A 17189-nucleotide genomic window follows, 5' to 3' on the forward strand; every position below is an offset into this window, starting at 1 on the left:
ATGACATGCGTTTCAATAGTAGTAGGTGAATTCAATGGGCAGGACTTTTTTTAACTCTGTCTGTTGAGTCGTTTTTATCCGTTGTCTGAGAAAACGGTCCCTCCACCCCCCCCTCAGTCCCTGGCCTTCCCCACCGGGGCGAGGTAGATGACGAACTCCTCCTCGCCGTCCACGCCCAGCAGCCGGTCCATGGCCTCCTGGTCGTAGGCGGCCACGGCGCAGGTCCCCAGCCCGGCGGCCTCGCAGGCCAGGTAGAGGTTCTGGCAGACGTGGCCCGCGTCCAGGGCGATGACCTTGTGGGCCGCCTGGCCGTAACGCCACTCCATCCGGTAGGGGATCACGGTCCAGAGGAAGGTGACCGCCGCCCGGCCGAGGCATGGTTGGCCGAGGGCCGCCGCGACGAGCTGCGCCGCCGGGTTGTCCTCCCGGGATACCGGCAGGAGCTCGTGCTCCAGGGGAAGGTAGCGGTAGATCCCGGGATCGAGCCCTGCCACGTTGAGGGCACAGAGATACGTCTCCAGGGCGTGGCGGCAGCCCGCCGAGGGAACCGTCCGGAGGGCGTGGCCTCGGTCGAGGACCTGGCGGATACCCTGGGTGGCCCAGAGCAGAAAGGACAGCGTCTCCAGGGAAACCGGCTCCGGCAGGAAGTCCCGGCGGCTCCGGCGGCGGGCGATGGCCCCCGCGAGGTCGCAGGCGGGCGTCGATTCACCGGGGCGGACGGGCGGCAGGGCGATGCGGGCGGCGTCCGGCGGCCAGGGCTTCTCGATGGGCGGCGCGGGAACGCCCCGGTTCTGGTCGGTCCGGGAGAAGTCGGTGTGCCGGCGGATCGTGTCCTTGAGGAAAAAACGGAGTTTTTCCAGGAGCGGATCGGTCATGGCGGGTCCTTTCCGGAGCCGTTTTCTGTCTGGCCCGACTGTAGGGAAAACGACGGGGGGTGTCAAGACGGCCGGTGCTGCCGGATGAATTACAGATCGGCCCGCTCCCTGCGCAGGCTCCCTCCCCGCTTGACACGAAGTGCCCGCTTCCGTATAGTAACGATACCCAAAAACATCGTATTATTGAAAAGATATGAAGGAATGACGGGAGTTTCCATGACCCTTGACATGCTCATCGTACTGGGAGTGATCGCGCTGGCCGTCGCCCTCTTTGCGTCGGAGAAGCTTCCCGTTGACCTCACGGCGATTCTCGTCATGTGCATCCTCCTTGTGACGGGGATCGTTACTCCTGCGGAGGGGCTCTCGGGTTTCAGCAACTCCGCCACGGTCACTGTCGCCGCCATGTTCATCCTCAGTGCCGCGCTGACGAAAACCGGGGTGGTGAATTTTCTCGGGAACTGGACGTCCAGGATGTTCAAATTCAACTTCTGGCTGGGCCTGATCGGGACGATGCTCGCCGTCGGCGCCATGTCGGCCTTCATCAACAACACGCCCATCGTGGCCGTGTTCATCCCGATTCTCCTGGGGCTTTCGGCGGTGAACGGTCTCAGCCCCTCCCGGCTCCTGATGCCGATCTCCTTCGCCTCCATGTTCGGCGGCGTCTGCACGCTCATCGGGACCTCAACCAACATCCTCGTCAACTCCATCGCCGTTCAGCACGGCCTGCCGGCCTTCGGCATGTTCGAGTTCAGCTCCCTGGGGCTCGTCTTCTTCGCCGCCGGCATGGTCTACATGGCTGTGATCGGCATCCGGATGCTGCCCGAAACGGCCGTCGCCGCCGACCTGACGGAAAAGTTCCAGATGCATGAGTACCTGACGGACATCGTTCTCCTTCCCGAGGCGAAGTCCGTCGGCAGGCGGGTCGGGGAATCCCCCCTGGTGCGGGAGTTGGAGATCGACATCATCGAAGTGATCCGGGGCGGCAGGCGCCTGTTGACGCCCCTGGAGGAAATTGTCCTTGAAGAGAACGACCTGCTGCGGGTCCGGTGCGACATCCGGCAGCTCCAGAAGCTGAAGGAGCGCCTGGGAATCCGGATGATCACGGACTGCCAGCTTCACGAGGGCGATTTCCAGTGCGAGGACCTGGCCCTGACGGAGGTTGTCATCGCCCCGAACTCGAGCCTGGTGGGAAAGACGGTCAAGTCGGCCCGGTTTCGCAACATCTTCCGGGCAACGGCCCTGGCCCTGCGGCATCGCGGTCAGCTCATGAACGCCGGTTTCTCCGAGACCCGCCTCCGGGCCGGTGATGCCATCCTGGTGGAGGCGCGGAGGGAGAATGTCGAGGCGATCCGGAGCGACCGGAATTTTGTCGTCGTCTCGGAGATCGAGACGCCCCAGTACCGAAAAGACAAAATCCTTCCCGCCCTGGCGATCATCGCCGCAGTAATCTTGACGGCGAGCCTGGGCGTCCTGCCCATCATGATCGGGGCGATCATCGGAGCCATCCTCCTCGTCGGGGCCGGATGCCTTTCCCTGGAGGAGGCCTATGAGGCCATCGAGTGGAAGGTGATCTTTCTGCTCGGAGGGATCATCTCTCTGGGGGTCGCCCTGGAGAAGACGGGGGCGGCCATGTACCTGTCCGGCCGGATGATCGATCTCCTCGCCGGTCTGGGTCCGGTGGCCATCGTCTGTGCCCTGTATTTTCTCACCTCGCTTCTAACGGAGGCGATGTCGAACAATGCCACGGCGGTTCTCCTGGCGCCGATCGCCATCGCCGCGGCGGGCGCCATGGGAGTCAGCCCCAAGCCCTTCCTGATGGCCGTCACCTTTGCCGCCTCCGCCAGTTTCATGACCCCTGTGGGCTACCAGACGAACACGATGATCTACGGCGCGGGCCAGTACCGGTTCGCCGATTTCCTGAAGGTGGGGACGCCGCTGAACCTGATCTTCTGGATCCTGGCGACGATCTTCATCCCCGTTTTCTTTCCCTTTCAGGAGGGGCCATGAACACGATCTCCGACATCGCGAACCGCATCGTCGAGCATCTGAGCGTTCCCCTGTTCTCCCTGGGCGGGTCCACGTTCACCCTCTGGATGCTCGTCTACCTGGTCTTCTTTTCCGTCCTCCTCGTCTTCGCGGCGTCCAGGATCAACCGGATCGTCGCGTACCGGATCCTGGCGAACAGCCGGATCGACCTGGGCGTCCGGATCGCCATCGGGTCCATCGTGAAGTACGCCCTCCTGACGATCGGCTTCGTCATCATCCTGCAGACAGCGGGGATCGACCTGAGCAGCATCACCATCCTGTTCGGGGCCCTCGGCGTCGGCATCGGCTTCGGCCTGCAGAACATCACGAACAACTTCGTCAGCGGGCTCATCATCCTGTTCGAGCGGCCCATCAAGGTGGGCGACCGGATCGAGGTGTCCGGCATCGCCGGGGACGTTGTGGACATCTCCATGAGGGCCACCACCATCGTCACGAACGACAACATCTCCATCATCGTCCCGAACTCCGAGTTCATCTCCTCGACGGTCATCAACTGGAGCCACACGGACCGCAACGTCCGCTTCAACTTTCCCGTCGGAGTGTCCTACCGGGAGGATCCCCTGAAGATCCGGGAACTCCTGCTGAACATCGCCCTCGACCATCCCGGAGTCCTGAAAGAGCCCAAGCCGGACGTGCTGTTCACCGAGTACGGCGACAGCGCGCTCATGTTCAACCTGCGGGTCTGGACGAGCGAATTCGTCAACCGTCCCGGGGTCCTGAAGAGCCAACTGTACTATGAGATCTCCCGGCGGTTCCGGGAGGCGGGTGTGGAAATTCCGTTTCCCCAGCGGGACATCCACATCAAGGAGCTGCCAAAGGGGTGAGGAGTCGAAAATGATTCGGAAAATCATGCATTCCCTGAAACTGGACAGCGACATCGAGGATTGCGAGGTCATTCACGCAACCATCGAACGGGACGTCATCTTCAAGGGAACCAATCTCTGGATTCTGGCCTTCGCCATCATCGTGGCCTCCGTCGGGCTGAACATGAACTCCACGGCCGTCATCATCGGCGCCATGCTCATCTCACCGCTCATGGGGCCGATCAACGGCATGGGTTACAGCCTTGCCACGTATAACTTTCCGCTGTTTCGGAGGGCCGTAAAAAATTTCTCCTTCGCCGTCTTCGCCAGCCTCGCCGCCTCCACCCTCTACTTCGCCATCAGCCCGGTCTCCGCGGCCCATTCGGAGCTGCTGGCGAGAACCAGCCCGACCATCTACGACGTCCTCATCGCGCTGTTCGGCGGCCTGGCCGGCATCGTGGCCATCAGCAGCAAGTCCAAGGGAAACGTCATTCCCGGCGTAGCCATCGCCACGGCGCTGATGCCGCCCCTGTGCACGGCAGGGTATGGTCTGGCAACGGGCCAGCTGACCTTCTTCTTCGGGGCCCTGTACCTCTTCACGATCAACACGGTCTTCATCGCCCTGTCCTCCGTCGCCGTTTCCCAGGTGCTGAACTTTCCCATCCGTACCCTCGTGGAGCAGTCGCAGAAAAACAGGGTCAACCGGATCATCACCTACGTGATCCTCGTCACGACCATCCCCAGCATCTACTTCGGGTACGGCCTGGTCCAGAAGGAGGCCTTCATGGAGCGGGCCTCGAAGTTCACCCGGAACGTGACCATCGTGGAGGGGACCTACCTGCTGAAGGACGAGGTCAATCCGGGCGACCGGACGATCACCCTGATCTACGGAGGAAGCACCCTGACGGAGGCGCAGAAGCGAGCCATCACGGAGCGGGCGAAGGATTTCGCGCTGGACGAGACGAAGCTGGTTTTCCGGCAGGGCTTTTCCATCGACGATGCGGAGAGGCGGGAAACGCAGGTGGACAGCCTGAAGGCGGAAATCAACCGCCTGAAGGCGATGCTGGGGGAGGAGGAAAAGCGGCGGGCGGAGGCAGGCCGGCGGGCGGCACAGGGGAGGCAGCTCCTGGCGGAGATCAAGCCGCTCTACCCGCAGGTCCTGGCCTGCACGTACTCGGAGGCGAACACGTTTCGCCACGGCGCCGAAGCGCCGGAAAAGCAGGATGTTATCGTTTTTAAAATCAGAAAGGGTTCGCTCAAAAAAGCGGATCGGAAGAAAATCCAAAACTGGCTCGCGTCGCGCCTGGAAAAGAAGGCGATCAAGGTGTTCTTCGAGACCTGATCCGGCTGGTACCGCCGGTATTGTCCCGCGTTCCCGATATGGGGCGGGAGGATGGAACATCCATCCGGAAGAGGAGGAAGCCATGGAATCCCATCGCAGCGTCACGAACGTGCCATTCGATGAAATCCGGATCGGTGCATCCGAGGAATGGACGATCGTGCTGAACCGGACGCAGCTCGATCTGATGGCCCTCGTCTCCGGGGACGTGGATTCCTTTCATCTGTCCGCGGAGGCAGGCGGCGGGGATCCAGACCGGACCGAGACAACGGAAGCCGCCGGCTCCGAGGCCCTGTTGTCCGATCTGATCGGAACGCGCCTTCCCGGCCCCGGGACGAAGATCCTGAGCCGGGACATGCGATACGCCGGCGACGTCCGGGTGGGGGATTCGCTCACGGCCCGGGTCACCGTGACGGCGAAGGACGACACGGGCCGCCGCGTCGTTCTTGACTGCCGGGTCGTCAACCAGGAGGGCCGGGAGCTGGTTGCCGGCACAACGGTCGTGGAGGCCCCGGAGAAAAAGCTTGCCTACAGCGAAGTCGCGCCGGCCCACCTGGAGCTCAGGCGGCGGGACGTCTTCGTGAACCTTTTCCGGGCCTGCAGGGTCTGCGGTCCCGTCACGTGCGCCGTTGCGCATCCATGCGACCGCGACTCCCTCGCGGGAGCGCTCCTGGCGGCCGAGCGGGGAATCATCATCCCGGTTCTGGTCGGTCCCGAGGAGAAAATCCGCCACGCCGCCGAGGAGGCGGGGATCGACCTGGGAGACCATCGGATCGTCGCGGTTCCCCACAGCCACGCGGCGGCGGCAAAGGCCGTCGAGATGGCGCGCCGGGGCGAGGTGGAGTCGATCATGAAGGGGAGCCTCCACACCGACGAGCTGTTGGGGGCCGTCGTCCCTTCCGCCTCGGGGCTCCGGACCGAACGGCGGATCAGCCACGCCTTTGTCCTGGACGTTCCCGCCTACCCCAAAATGCTCATGATGACCGACGCGGCGGTCAACCTCTTTCCCGGCCTCGATGACAAGAGGGACATCATCCAGAACGCCATCGACCTGGCTGTGGCGCTGAGGATCTCAACGCCACGGGTGGGCATCCTCTCCGCCGTGGAGACGGTCACCTCCCGGATCCCCTCCACGCTGGACGCGGCGGCCCTGTGCAAGATGGCGGACCGGGGCCAGATCCAGGGCGGCATCCTCGACGGACCGCTGGCTTACGACAATGCCATCAGCGCACGGGCCGCGAAGACCAAGGGAATCGAATCCCCCGTCAGCGGCGAGGCGGACATCCTCCTGGCACCGGACATCGAGTCGGCCAACATGCTCCTGAAGCAGCTCACCTACCTGGCGGGAGCGGAGGGTGCCGGGATCGTGCTGGGCACCCGGATCCCGATCATCCTCACCAGCCGGGCCGATACGGTGCGGACGCGGCTGGCCTCGGCGGCACTCATGGCCATTGTCGCCCGGACGGCCCGGGCCGGCCGCTCTCCGGTGAAATGAGGGAAGACGGCCGTCAGCGGGATCACCGAAGGGAACGACCATGAAATTTCTTCCATCCGTCCTCAGCTCCTTTCTCGACAGCGAGAGCACCCGGCAGAACACCCGGATGCTCCTGCGCTACTGCCTTGTCCTGTTCACCATGGTCACCGTCTACAGCGTGATCTTCCATCTGATCATGGCGGCGGAGGGACAGGACCATTCCTGGATCACCGGGTTCTACTGGACCCTGGTCGTCATGAGCACCCTCGGGTTCGGCGACATCACCTTCCAGTCGGACCTGGGGCGCCTCTTCTCCATCCTGGTCCTCTTTTCCGGGGTGATCTTTCTCCTGGTCCTGCTTCCCTTCACGTTCATCAAGTTCTTCTTCGCGCCCTGGATCGAGGCGGAGACCCGCAAGCGGTACGCCCGCGAGCTGCCGCCGGAAACGAAGGGCCACGTCATCATCACGTCCTACGATGCGGTCACCACGGCGCTGATCGAGAAGCTGAAAACCTACAAGAGGGAATATGTCGTGGTCGTCGATGAGTACGAAAAGTCCAAGGACCTGTACGACGCGGGCGTGCGGATCGCCATCGGCCACATCGACGACCCGGAGACATACCGGAAGATGCGGGCCGACCGGGCCGCTCTCATTGTCGCCACCAACCGCGACGAGGTGAATACCAACATCGCCTTCACCGTCCGGGAACTGACCGAGACGGTTCCCATCATTGCCACGGCCGATTCCCCCCATTCCGTGGACATCCTGTCTCTTGCGGGGTGTTCACGGGTTCTCGAACTGACGGAGATTCTGGGACGATCCCTGGCGGGGTGGACCCTGGGTGGCGACTTCCGGTCCAACATCCTGGGGCGCTTTGACAACCTCCTGATCGCCGAGGCCCCCGCCATCAGCACTCCTCTGGTGGGAAAGACCCTGGCCGAGAGCCGGCTTCGGGAGCAGATCGGAGTGGCTGTCGTCGCCATCTGGGAGCGGGGCCGTTTCGAAGTGCCCGGGCCGGATACGGTGATCCAGCGCTCCACGGCCCTGGTGTTTGCCGGCACGGAGGAACAGATCGCCCGCTACGACGAGGTGTATTCCTTCTATCAACTGAGCCGCCATGCCGGAGACCCGGTGATCATCATCGGCGGCGGGCGCGTCGGCAAAGCCATCGGCGAGCAGTTCAAGCAGCGGGGCGTGGACTTTCTCATCATCGAAAAGAACCCCCGGCGAACCGAGGAAGACACCCTTTACGTCACCGGAGACGCCGCGGACATCGGCACGCTGAAAAAGGCCTGGATCGAGAAGGCTCCAGCCGCCCTGATCACCACGCACGACGATGCGACGAACATCTACCTGGCAAAGTACCTCCGGAGCCTGCGTCCGGACATGCAGATCATCTGCCGGGCCAATGCGGACAGGAACGTCTCGACCCTGCACCGCGCGGGTGCGGATTTCGTCTTGTCCTATGCCTCCCTGGGAGCCGACGCCATCTTCCATTACCTGGAAAACGAAGACATGTTCCTCCTCGCGGAGGGACTCAACATTTTCCGTCTACCCACGCCCTCCTCCCTTGTGGGGAAGACACTCGCCCAGGCCCGGGTACGCCCGCAAACGGGGTGTACCGTTGTCGGTATCCGGAAAGAAAGCGGCGACGTGACCATCAATCCGGATCCGTTCCTGCCCGTGGAGGAACACTCCGAGCTGATTCTGATCGGTACGCCGGATGCGGAGCTGATGTTCTCCCGCACGTTTCTCTGAGGATCCTGAAAGCCGGTTGAAAACATTCGCTCTTTCGGGTACCTTCTGTACACCCGTTTCGGCGGGGGGGAGAAACAACCATGGAACAGCTGTACCTGTCGGAAACGAACCGGAAACTCGGTGGCGTCTGCGGCGGCATCGGGGAGTACACCGGACGGGATCCCACGGTGATCCGGGTTCTTTTCATCCTGGTGACCCTGTTCTCGTTCGGCTTCGGGATCCTGGCCTATCTGGCCATGTGGCTCATCATTCCGAAGCGGTCCGGGGCTGGACTCTAAAATGGATCATGACGGGACCGGACGCGAGTCGGCAGGGACGGGCCGATTCCGTTGGACCTTGCAACGGGGAGGTGCGACATGAGGAGAATCGAGAGGTTGGCCGCCATCTTGAGTGTCCTGGTGCTTCTGTGCGGCTGCGCCGCGTTTGCCGGGAAGGCAGGCCGGATCACGCCGGATCTGGAGGCGCTCCGCATGTTCGAAGCGGACTCCTGCCGCGCCGATTATGCCTGGTATGCAAGCGGGTCTCACGCCTATCCGAATGCGATCATCGGGATTCGGAAGGACCTGAAGCTCGTGGACGACACGCTGTGGCGGAAGCTGGACATGAGTCCCAGGACCTGCAGGGATCTGGTTGATGGTGTCCAGCGCAGGGCCCGGGATGTGGGCCAGGTGCCTTACGGATTCTCTATCCTCAACGACCGGGGAGAGCGGATCGGGATCTGGTATTCCATCACGACGGCCCGGACGGGGGCCCGCATGCTGGACGACAGGACCGTGCTCCTGTACACGCCCGACATCGACACCTACGACCGATACGAAAAGGACCGCGGGGACTGAACCCGCTGCGAATCCGGACGATCCGGCGGAAAGGAGGGAGGGAGGAGATGAAAGAGAGCCTGAACGCCCTGGAGGTGGCCCTGAACAACGAGCTTCAGGAACACCGGTTCTACATGGAGCATGCCCGGAAGACGGCCAATCCTGTGGGGAGGGCGATGTTCGAACAGATCGCCGTGGAGGAGATGGAGCACTACGCACGGCTCCGGGAGCTGCACGGGAAATGGTCGAGAGAGGAAAAATGGCCCGAGACGGTTCCCCTGAAGGTGAAGTCCACGGTGGTGAAGGACGTCCTGGCAAAGATAATCCGTGAGGCCGGCCGGGGGCCCGCCGGCGACAAGAACGACCTGGAGGCGCTGGAGACGGCGATCGAATTCGAGGCCAACGGTGCGCTCTACTACGCCCGGCTCCGGGACCAGGTCACGGATCCCCGTGAGAAGGCCTTCTTCAACCTCCTGGCCGACATCGAGCACGAACACTTCGTCTCGCTGAAAGACACGCAGGAATACCTGGCCGATCCGGCCGGCTGGTTCCGCACGAGGGAGAAGGGCGGTCTCGATGGGGGATGAGCGGGAAGGAAGGTCCGGCGGTTCGAATGGCCGGTTTCGTTACTTCCGGGTTCCCTTCATCTCCGCCAGCAGTTCGCAGGCTCGCCGGTGTTGCAGGGCGCAGGCGCTCTCCAGGTTGTGCCTTGCCTGGTCGAAGCGGCCCGATTTGCGGCAGGCCAGGGCACGGTTGTAGAAGGCTTCGCTGTAGTCCGGCTTCAGCCGGATCGCCGCATCGTAATCGGAGATGGCCAGATCGGCCCGCTGAATCGCCTCATAGGTGATGCCCCGTCCGTTGTAGGCCTCCGCAAAGCTCGGATCCAGCTCGATGGCGCGGCTGTAGTTTGCCACCGCGATCTCCAGCATCCCCTTCGCCACGTATTCGTTGGCCTTGTTGAAGGATTTCCGGGCCTCCAGCCGATCGCCGGGAATCGCTGGGGTCGCCTGCCATTCGGCGGTACGCACCGGTGCCGTGCCGGAGTCGGAGCGTGTCGGTTCAGCCGACGGGGCCGGGGCTGCCGGCTGGCGCGGATCGTTTTCCCCCGCGGCGGGCTCCTCCTTCATGTCCCCCCAGGTGATGCCGCCCGTCCCGGCCGGCTCCATCCTTTCCGGCTTTGCCTCGACGATCGCCGGTCGAGCGGGTGCCGGGGTTGATGCAGTCCGCGAGGTGTTCGCGGGAGGTTCCGTCATTCTGGGAAGGTCCCTGGATACGGGCTTCGAGCGGCAGGAATCGTCGCGGCATGGTTCCGCAGGGGACGTTCCGGCCTGTGCAGGTGTCACGGGTGGGGCTGCCGGTCCCGCGGCCGCGGGCTTTCGTGCCGATTCAACCGTCCGGGAGTGTTCGATCGGCTCCATTCTGGTCTTTTCAGGAAAGATGATCTTTCCGTTTGACGGAGCCGCCGGCTCCGGGGTTGGGGCGGTCCGCTCCGGGATCCGGACGGTCTTCGCGGCCGGCGGAGGAGGCGCAGGATTCGCCTCGGCCGGCCCCGTCCGCTCGATGGCGGCATACCGGGTGAGTCCCTGTGCCTTCAGGCGGCTCGCCTGCCTGCCGGTTTCCGCCTCGCTGGTGTACGGTCCCACGTACACCCTCCACCAGGTTCCCTTCCGGGGCAGGATGACTTTCCGGTAATAGGTCGGCCAGCCCTTCGCGGCGAGTTGCCGCACATGCTTGATCGCGTTGATCTCCTCCTGGAATGACGAGATGTGGATGCTGTAGGGCCTGTCCGATGACGAGGCGGCCTCTGCGGTCCACATGCCTGCGACAGAAGCGGCAAGGACCAGCATGGCTGCACATATCCAGGGGCCGGCGGTTTTCAGGAATCCGCCGTATGGGACGGGATTGGTGTTCGATCGTTCCATGAATGATTCCTCCTGACCGCGGCTGCGATTCTTCGCTCCTATATCACAACCCGGCTGTTTCTTCACGGGTTTCGCGGGCTTTCTGCCGCTGCTCCATTTGTCGGAGGGGCCGCGTCCAGCGCCTCGATCCGCTGGCCCAGGTCGCCCCAGCGTTCATACAGATCCTCCAGTTCGGTCCGGATCTGCCTCAATTCGCCATGGAGAAGCCTCACCCGGTCTCCGTTCCGAAGGACATGGGGGTCGCACAGCATCTCCTCCCGGGCCGCCCTGTCGGCCTCCAGGGCTCCGATCCGCCCTTCCACCTCCGAGAACTCCCTCTTCAGGGCGGTCCGGGTGCGGGACAGGCGATTCCGCTCTTCTGCGGCGAGACGGCGCACTTCCTTTTGCGGCAGCTCGCGGACTCCCTCCGCAGCCGGTCTCGTGCCTTGCGCGTCCCCGGCCCGTTCCATCTCCCGCTTCTCTATGAAGTAGGAATAGTTCCCGGCGTATTCACGGAGTTGCCCGTCCCGGATTTCCAGGACCCGGTTCACCATCCGGTCGAGGAAGTAGCGGTCGTGGGAGACGATGACGACCGACCCGGTGTACTGGAGGAGGGCGTCCTGGAAAAGGTCTTTGGTCTTGAGGTCCAGGTGGTTCGTCGGCTCATCGAGAATGAGGAGGTTCGTGTCCTCAAGGATCAGTTTCAGGAGGGCCAGGCGGGACTTCTCGCCGCCCGAGAGCACCCGGACGGGCTTGTGGATGTCGTCCCCGGAAAAGAGGAACGCCCCCAGGAGATTGCGCCGCTCCTGGTCGGTGGCGCGGCTCCCGGCGTCGCAGACCTCCTCCCAGGCCGTCCGACCGTAGTCCAGGTTTTCCGCGCTTTCCTGGGAAAAGAATCCGATCCGGACATTCAGGCCGAGCTCGACCGTTCCCGCGGTCGGGTCCTCGTCTCCGCTCAGGATCCTCGTCAGGGTGGATTTCCCGGAGCCGTTGACGCCGACCAGGGCCACCCGGTCACCCCGGCTGACAGAGAAATGGAGATCCCGGAAAACTTCCAGCGTGCCGTAGGATTTGGCGAGATCGCGAACGGTCAGGACCTCCCGTCCGCTCCGGGGTGCATCGGGGAAGCGGATCGTCACGGTCCTTGCTTCCGAGAGGTCCTCGAAGACCTCCAGGCGCTCCAGCCTCTTGATGCGGCTCTGAACCTGCCTGGCCTTGGTGGCCTTGTAGCGGAAGCGCTCGACAAAATCCAGGGTCCGCCGAATCTCGCCATCCCGGCGCAGCCGCTCCTGTTCCAGGGCCTCCCTCCGGCGCTCCCGCTCGGCCAGGTAGGCGGTGTAACTGCCCTTGAAGACGGAAACCTTTCCGCCCGCCAGTTCGGCGATCTGGCCGACCATCCGGTCCAGGAACGTCCGGTCGTGGGAGACGGTGATCAGTGTGCCCGCGTAGTTTCCGAGATAACCCTCGAGCCACTCCATGCTTTCCGTGTCCAGGTGGTTTGTGGGTTCGTCCAGGAGCATGACGGACGGGTCGGAGAGGAGAATGACCGACAGGAGGATCCGCATCTTCCAGCCGCCGGAGAAGTCGGAGCACGCCTTGCCGAAATCTCCCTCGCGGAAACCGAGGCCGCGGAGAACCTGCCGGGTCCTGGCTTCGAAGCTGTAACCGCTCCGGTTGCGGAAGACCGTCAGCAGGTTTTCGTAACGCTCCAGGAGGGCCGCGGACGGGGTCGTTTCCCGGGAGATTTCCTCTTCGCAGCGGCGAATGTCCCGTTCGAGGTCCCCCATGCCCGTGCGGTCCTTGATGAAATCCATCAGGGGTGCCGCTTCGAGCTCCACCAGGTCCTGTGGGAGATAGCCGACGGCGCGGTCCCGGCGGCCCGCGATCTCAATGGAGCCCCCGTCCAGCTCCACCTGGCCCAGGATGGCCCGGAGCAGCGTCGTTTTGCCGGTTCCGTTGTCCCCCACGAGCCCGATCCGGCTCCGTTCGGTGATGGCCCAGTCAATGCCTCCGAAGAGGACCCTGGCTCCGAAGGAGAGGCTGACGTCGCGGAGAAAAATCAAAGGGAAGCCCGCCTTACTTGGTTTCCCGCATCTGGGCGAGCAGGTCCTCGAGGGAGGAGCTCTCCTCGATGGTCAGGTGGTAGTCTCCCGAATCTCCTTCCATCGCATTAGCAGCATCCTCCGGCCGTACCGCGGGGAAGTGAATCACCCTCTCGTCACCGCCGGCTGTAGGAACCGCCGTAACGGGTCTGGGGACGGCTTTTGAATAGAGAAGAGAAGGTGTGTAATCCGGGTACTCCGGGGGCAGCTCGGAGGGACGAAAAACCGCCGAGGGTGGCACGAACTGGTTCCGGTAATTCAGGTAGTCCGTCATATACGCTTCGCTGGTGAACATCCCTTCTCCCTTGGCCGTCTGCATGGCACTCTCGATCTGGGAGATCTTGTTGTCCCGGATGAGGGACCGGACCGCCTGGTTGTTCCTCATGATCGTCATCAGGGGGACCTGAAAGCCGGTGCGATCCAGCAACTGCAGTTGCTGAACAGCGATCAGAATCAGGCTTGTCGAGAGCTGGTTGCGGACCTCCGTCTGGGCTTCAAGAGGAAAGGCGTTGCAGATCCTGAAGATGGCTTCTTCGGGACTGGAGGAGTGCAGCGAGGCGATGACCAGGTGCCCCGACTCGGCCGCGTCCAGGGTCAGGCGCATGACCTGACGCTCCCGGAGTTCGCCGACGACGATGACGTCCGGGTCCTCCCGGAGAACGTCCAGTAGACCCTGCTCGAAGGAGATCATGTGGGTCCCCAGCTCCCGCTGCTCCACGAAGGCGCGCTTGGAGATGAAGCGATATTCGATGGGGTCCTCCAGGGTGATGACGTGGGCGGATCGGGTTTCATTGATCTCCTCCACCATGGCCGCGATCGTCGTGGACTTGCCGCATCCGGTGGGACCGCAGACCAGGATCAGCCCCGCCTGATTCTGGCAGTACTGCTGGATGGAGGGGTGGATGTTCAGGTTGTTCAGCCGCGGCACTGTTCCAGGCAGCAGGCGGATGGCGAGGCTGAAGCCCCGAAGGGTCACGAAGGCGTTGATTCGCAGGCGCGTGTTGCTGACGGTCCGGGCAAAGTCGACGGACAGGCGCGCCCGGAGCCGGTTGAGGTGGTCCCCCTGTACCAGCCAGGCGACAAGGGCGTCCACGGCTTCGTGCGTCCAGCGGAAACGACGGTCGAACTGGATGGAGCCGTTCTTTCGGAAAACCAGGGGGGAACTGCCGGCGATGTGGATATCCGAATATCCCTCCCGGATGGCCATGGTAATCAAATCCTGAAACTGTTTCTCCAATGTCGCAAGATTTCCCGTGTCGTTCATATTCAAGCTCCTATGTAGGCCCGCTTGACGTCTTCGTTGTGGAGAAGGCTGTCCGCCGTTCCTTCCAGCGTGATCCGGCCGTTTTCCATGACGTAACCCCGGTGGGCCACCCGCAGGGCCATGTGGGCGTTCTGTTCCACCAGGAAGATGGGCGTTCCGTTTTCCCGGTTGATTTTCCGGATGATTTCAAAAATCAGCTTCACATACATCGGCGCGAGTCCCAGGGACGGCTCGTCCATCAGGAGCAGGCGCGGCCTTGCCATGAGAGCCCTTGAGATGGCCAGCATCTGCTGCTCCCCGCCGCTCAGGGTTCCGCCGGGCTGGTGGCGGCGCTGGGCGAGAATCGGGAACAGGTCGAAGACATACGCCAGGTCCTTCTGGATGCCCTCCCGATCCTTTCGCAGGAAGGCGCCCATGTCCAGGTTTTCCGTAACCGTCAGGTTCGGAAAGATCCTCCGTCCCTCGGGCACCTGAGAGAGTCCCATGGCGACGATGGCGTCCGGGCTCAGCTGCGAGAGGGGCCGGTTCATGAACAGGATCTCCCCCGAGCGCGGGGGGACGATTCCCGAGATGGACATCAGGGTTGTTGTCTTCCCCGCCCCGTTGGCCCCGATGAGCGTGATGATCTCCCCTTCCCGGAGGATCATGCTCACGTCCTTCAGGGCCTGAATGTTGCCATAATACGTCTGGACGTTTCTCAATTCCAGCATGAATTCAACCAGCCGATCCGTATAGCAGGGGAATGCTATAAAACCAATTGCAGATCCCGTCAAGCATCGAACTCTTCCCCGAGGTACGCCTTGATTACGACCGGATTCTCCCATATTTCCGCCGCGGTTCCCTCGGCGATTTTCTTTCCGTAGTCCAGGACGAAGATCCGGTTGGAGATGCTCATGACCATCCTCATGTCGTGCTCGATCATGAGGATGGCGATCTTCTCCTCATTCCGGATCTTCAGGATCAGCTCCTCCAGGTCCGCCGTCTCCCGGGGATTCATGCCCGCCGCCGGCTCGTCCAGGAGCAGGAGGAAGGGCTCCGTTGCCAGGGCGCGGGCGATCTCGAGGCGCCGCTGGTCCCCGTAAGGGAGGTTGCGGGCCATGGTGTTGGCCGCGTCGGCCAGGCCGATCCGTTCGAGGATGTCATAGCTTCGAGTTACAATGGCCTTTTCCTCGTTTCGGGTGGTCCGGTCCCGGAACACGGCGCCCAGGACTCCCGCCTTCGTCCGGCAGTGGCGCCCCACCATGACGTTTTCCAGGACGGTCATGTCCGGGAACAGGCGGATGTTCTGGAACGTCCGCGCCAGCCCGCGGGCCGTCACCTTGTGGACCGGCAGGCCGTTGATCCGCTTCCGCTTCCGTCCCGGCGGGGAGATGAAAACGTCTCCCTCGCTGGGCGGGTAGATTCCGGTGATGCAGTTGAAGAAGGTTGTCTTGCCGGCGCCGTTGGGGCCGATCAGGGCGCAGACTTCTCCGGGGTGGACCTGCAGGTCCACCCGGTTTAGAGCCGTGATGCCCCCGAAATTCATGGTCAGGTTCTTGGTTTCCAGGATCGCTTCCATGGTCCTCTCACGCCGGCGTGCCGGGCTCGCCGTTCTGTTTCCGGTCGAAATGGTACTCGTAGGTCCGGCGGATGTTCGTGATGATCCCCTGGGGGCGGAAGATCATCATCACCACCATGATCGTTCCGAAGAGGAGCATCCTATAGTCGCTGAAGGCCCGCAGGTATTCCGGCATCAGGATCAGAAGAAAGGAGGCCAGGAACACCCCCAGGGTGGAGCCCATTCCGCCCAGCACCACGATGGAGAGGATCATGGCCGATTCCAGGAACGTGAAACTCGCCGGATTCACGAAGGTCGTCTTGGCGGCGAAGACGACCCCCATCATGCCCGCCCAGGTGGAGCCGAGGGCGAAGGCCGTCATCTTCGCCATGGTCTTGTTGACCCCCATGGCCTGGCAGGCGACCTCGTCTTCCCGGAGGGCAAGCCAGGACCGGCCGATCCGGGAGTTCTGGAGCCGATTTGTGACGAAAATGGTAAACAGGACGAATCCGATCATGAGGAAATACAGGTAAATCGTGGATTCTTCCAGGTTCATCTCCACGCCGAAAAATCCCGGGCGGGGGATCTCCGAGATGCCGCTGGGGCCGGAGGAAAAGTCGCTCCAGTTCTCCAGGACGAGGCGGGTGATCTCGCCGAATCCCAGGGTCACGATGGCCAGGTAGTCGCCGCGGAGGCGCAGGACCGGGAAACCCAGCAGCAGGCCGAAGATCGTGGCCATCAGGGCGCCCAGGGGCAGGGCCGCCCAGAAGCCGATTCCGAAATGCTGGTAGAGCAGGGCGTAGGTGTAGGCGCCCACGGCGTAGAAGGCGGCATAGCCGAGGTGCAGGAGCCCCGCCTGACCGACGACGATGTTGAGGCCCAGCCCAAGGACGACGTACATCAGGGCCGTCGTCATGATGTTCACCTGGTAGGTGGAGGAGAGGAACGGGAAAGCCAGGGCCGCGACGGCCGCGGCGATCATCGCGCCCCGGGAGAACCGGGCGTCCCGGACAATCCGGAGCAGGACTCCCTTCGGATCCGTTTCCTCCCCGCCGCTGTTCCGCCCGCCCGCCTGGGTCCTGCCGAGGAAGTAGCGCCAGACGAACGACAGGGCGAAGCTCCCGATTCCGATGTAGAGCATGTTCTGCCAGCGCCAGATGATGGTTTTTTCAATGGTGTTCACCTGGATGACCAGGATAGGGAAGGTGAGGAACATGAACCAGAGGGCGATGACGAGGGATTCCCGGAGGCCGGCGAGCCGCTTCATGAATCCC

The 17189-nt window shown here is 63.1% G+C and carries 15 protein-coding genes; 8 read left to right on the plus strand and 7 right to left on the minus strand.

Going from position 1 to position 17189, the window contains the following annotated elements; all coding sequences use genetic code 11:
• Positions 1-113: 113 nt before the first annotated feature.
• The gene (locus PLO63_04450) at positions 114-875 is read right to left on the minus strand and encodes a SagB/ThcOx family dehydrogenase (protein ID HOI73378.1); all 762 of its coding nucleotides are present in this window, start codon (positions 873-875) and stop codon (positions 114-116) included.
• A 216-nt stretch (positions 876-1091) separates the two neighbouring features.
• On the opposite strand from PLO63_04450, the gene PLO63_04455 reads away from it, so the two are divergent.
• The 8 genes from PLO63_04455 (at position 1092) to PLO63_04490 (ending at position 9698) form a co-directional block, all read left to right on the plus strand.
• Positions 1092-2882: an SLC13 family permease gene (locus PLO63_04455; protein ID HOI73379.1), complete on the plus strand. Its 1791-nt coding sequence runs from the start codon at positions 1092-1094 to the stop codon at positions 2880-2882.
• The gene (locus PLO63_04460) at positions 2879-3745 is read left to right on the plus strand and encodes a mechanosensitive ion channel (protein HOI73380.1); all 867 of its coding nucleotides are present in this window, start codon (positions 2879-2881) and stop codon (positions 3743-3745) included. Before PLO63_04455 ends, PLO63_04460 begins: the two co-directional genes overlap by 4 nt.
• 10 nt (positions 3746-3755) lie before the next feature.
• The gene (locus PLO63_04465) at positions 3756-5066 is read left to right on the plus strand and encodes a DUF389 domain-containing protein (protein HOI73381.1); all 1311 of its coding nucleotides are present in this window, start codon (positions 3756-3758) and stop codon (positions 5064-5066) included.
• Between the two features lie 82 nt (positions 5067-5148).
• Positions 5149-6558 carry a bifunctional enoyl-CoA hydratase/phosphate acetyltransferase gene (locus PLO63_04470; protein ID HOI73382.1) on the plus strand — a complete coding sequence of 470 codons (1410 nt, stop codon included), beginning with the start codon at positions 5149-5151 and terminating at the stop codon, positions 6556-6558.
• Positions 6559-6598: 40 nt separating this feature from the next.
• Positions 6599-8296, plus strand: a complete 1698-nt coding sequence (locus tag PLO63_04475) for an NAD-binding protein (protein HOI73383.1) — start codon at positions 6599-6601, stop codon at positions 8294-8296.
• An 80-nt stretch (positions 8297-8376) separates the two neighbouring features.
• Complete coding sequence (locus tag PLO63_04480; GenBank protein ID HOI73384.1) at positions 8377-8574, plus strand: PspC domain-containing protein; 198 nt, start codon at positions 8377-8379, stop codon at positions 8572-8574.
• Positions 8575-8652: 78 nt separating this feature from the next.
• On the plus strand, positions 8653-9132 hold the full coding sequence (locus PLO63_04485; GenBank protein ID HOI73385.1) for a hypothetical protein: 480 nt from the start codon (positions 8653-8655) through the stop codon (positions 9130-9132).
• 47 nt (positions 9133-9179) lie between these two features.
• Positions 9180-9698 carry a ferritin family protein gene (locus PLO63_04490; GenBank protein HOI73386.1) on the plus strand — a complete coding sequence of 173 codons (519 nt, stop codon included), beginning with the start codon at positions 9180-9182 and terminating at the stop codon, positions 9696-9698.
• A gap of 39 nt (positions 9699-9737) precedes the next feature.
• Here the strand turns inward: PLO63_04490 and PLO63_04495 are convergent, their stop codons facing one another.
• The 6 genes from PLO63_04495 to livM form a co-directional block, all read right to left on the minus strand.
• A complete protein-coding gene (locus PLO63_04495) occupies positions 9738-11033 on the minus strand; it encodes a tetratricopeptide repeat protein (GenBank protein HOI73387.1) in 1296 nt (431 codons plus the stop codon).
• A gap of 62 nt (positions 11034-11095) precedes the next feature.
• Positions 11096-13075, minus strand: a complete 1980-nt coding sequence (locus tag PLO63_04500; protein ID HOI73388.1) for an ABC-F family ATP-binding cassette domain-containing protein — start codon at positions 13073-13075, stop codon at positions 11096-11098.
• Positions 13076-13088: 13 nt separating this feature from the next.
• The gene (locus PLO63_04505; protein HOI73389.1) at positions 13089-14378 is read right to left on the minus strand and encodes an ATPase, T2SS/T4P/T4SS family; all 1290 of its coding nucleotides are present in this window, start codon (positions 14376-14378) and stop codon (positions 13089-13091) included.
• Between the two features lie 2 nt (positions 14379-14380).
• The gene (locus PLO63_04510) at positions 14381-15088 is read right to left on the minus strand and encodes an ABC transporter ATP-binding protein (protein ID HOI73390.1); all 708 of its coding nucleotides are present in this window, start codon (positions 15086-15088) and stop codon (positions 14381-14383) included.
• A gap of 59 nt (positions 15089-15147) precedes the next feature.
• Positions 15148-15936 carry an ABC transporter ATP-binding protein gene (locus tag PLO63_04515; GenBank protein ID HOI73391.1) on the minus strand — a complete coding sequence of 263 codons (789 nt, stop codon included), beginning with the start codon at positions 15934-15936 and terminating at the stop codon, positions 15148-15150.
• Between the two features lie 7 nt (positions 15937-15943).
• The gene (gene livM / locus PLO63_04520; GenBank protein ID HOI73392.1) at positions 15944-17182 is read right to left on the minus strand and encodes a high-affinity branched-chain amino acid ABC transporter permease LivM; all 1239 of its coding nucleotides are present in this window, start codon (positions 17180-17182) and stop codon (positions 15944-15946) included.
• Positions 17183-17189 lie beyond the last annotated feature (7 nt).

The organism is Syntrophales bacterium, from assembly GCA_035363115.1.
GTDB lineage: Bacteria > Desulfobacterota > Syntrophia > Syntrophales > PHBD01 > PHBD01.